We start from the raw sequence: 1,785 nt of genomic DNA on the forward strand, positions 1-1,785 counted from the left end.
CCCGCCCCGCCACCGCCGAACAGACCTAGACCGCCACCGCCGTCGCCGCCGCCACCGCCCACCGACTGCACGACCATGCCGCTGGCAAAATCTCCCCGAGTTGTGATGGTCCCGGAATTTATCCCCTCGGCATTGCCGCCGATTGTCGGCACGCCCCCATTGCCGCCGTTACCCACGATACCGAAACCACTTGCACCATCACCGGCAACGCCGCCCGCCGACCGCACAAGCATACCCTTCGAGAAAGCCCCGTCCGTGGAAATGGAGCCGGCATTATCGCCTTTCGCGTCACCGCCGAAACCGCCATTGCCGCCATTGCCACCCTTGCCGGCACCGATCGCAGCGCCCAAGCCGCCATTGCCGCCGCGCCCTCCGCTGGAATTGACGGTGATGCCGTTCGAATTGACCCCGTGCGTGATGATATTGCTTTCGATCGTAGTGGTCACGGTCGCCGTGCCGCCATCGCCACCCCGCCCGCCGACGCCGCCCTTACCGCCTACCGCGATGGCGAATGCCCATGCGCCGTTACCACCATCCCCACCGCTGGCGTCGCCCGATATGCCGGGAGCATTGTCCCCCGATGTTTCGAGGGCGCCAGATGCGTTGTTTGTTATATCGACGGTTCCGCCCTTGGCGCCATCGCCGCCTTTACCACCCTTGATCTCCACAAAAGGCGGGACGGCTGTTGCATGGACAGCCGAGCCGCCATCGCCGCCGCGCCCACCCCGGGCGCTGCCAACGAAAGCGGCCTCCCCGGAGGTCGTGCGGCCGACACTATTCGTTCCCGTAGCCGGCGCCACCGGCGAATGGCCATCTCCGGCGTCAGCAGTACCGATTCCGTCATCACCATTGTCGCCCGGTGCACCATCCGTATTGATGGACAATTGCTGCGCATGGGCCGGAGATTGAGCGTAAGGAAAGACCAGCCCCACCAGTGCCGTAGCGCAAAGCAATCGAGCTATCCGTTTGGGCAGAGTGGCGAGACATTGATTCGGCCGGCCGGGCAAACCCTTCTGAGTCGCCGCGGCATCACGAAGAACTTCCTCAGAACATGCCCTGGCTGAACCGTCGTCGGCCGATGCGCACGACAATACGGCAACGCGCTCTGTGAACAAAGCCATGCACTTACCCCCCATTTTACGGGGGCGCGCCTCAATGCCTGCTTGAGTCCGACGCCACCGCTATGCTCTGCTCATGCAATTGCAATAAGGATGCCGGCACTGTGCAATAAGGTTCAATGCATTAAAACAGGGCATCCGTATTCCCACTTGCGGAGCTCTGACTCAATTAGAATACATTAACTTATGCCGGATGAAACCAAAAATTTACGTGGGGAACACTGACCAAAGCCACCGACGTTTCATAGTCATCATATGATGACTATCTGCCGTTTCGCGGCCGAAATCGCAGAACAAAGCGATTGGACCGCCCGATTTCGTGATACTCGACCCGCTGGCCATGGCATCGACGCGCAAACGCCCTATATCAAAGGACAGAGTTTTTGCGCGGGAATGAACGGATGTCGGCACTTCGGCCATCAACGATCTTCACAGTGGCAATGCTGGCCACGGCAGTGCTGGCGGGCGTTTGCCTGCCGGCTTCCGCGCAAGCGCTCAATCCCGCTACCGGCAACAATGCGCTGATCCGGCAGAACGACCTGCAAATCCTGCAAAACAGGATACAGCGGCAGCAATATCAACAGCAACAGCAGCAGAATCGCGCCCAGGACCGCCAGATCTTTCAGCAACCGCCACCGGTCGTGCAGCAGCTCAAGCCAAGCTGCCA

General features: G+C 60.8%; 1 protein-coding gene and 1 pseudogene. One reads left to right on the forward strand and one right to left on the reverse strand.

The window, feature by feature from the left end; genetic code table 11:
* A pseudogene (locus EOA22_RS32260) lies at positions 1-1,121 on the reverse strand (autotransporter outer membrane beta-barrel domain-containing protein); the annotation flags it as partial.
* Between the two features lie 398 nt (positions 1,122-1,519).
* Between EOA22_RS32260 and EOA22_RS32265 the strand changes: the two are divergent.
* The coding region (locus EOA22_RS32265) for a hypothetical protein (protein ID WP_127390537.1) at positions 1,520-1,785 on the forward strand (266 nt) is incomplete at its 3' end.

Origin of the sequence: Mesorhizobium sp. M7A.F.Ca.US.014.04.1.1 (assembly GCF_003998745.1) — a bacterium.
In the GTDB taxonomy this organism is placed as follows: domain Bacteria; phylum Pseudomonadota; class Alphaproteobacteria; order Rhizobiales; family Rhizobiaceae; genus Mesorhizobium; species Mesorhizobium ciceri.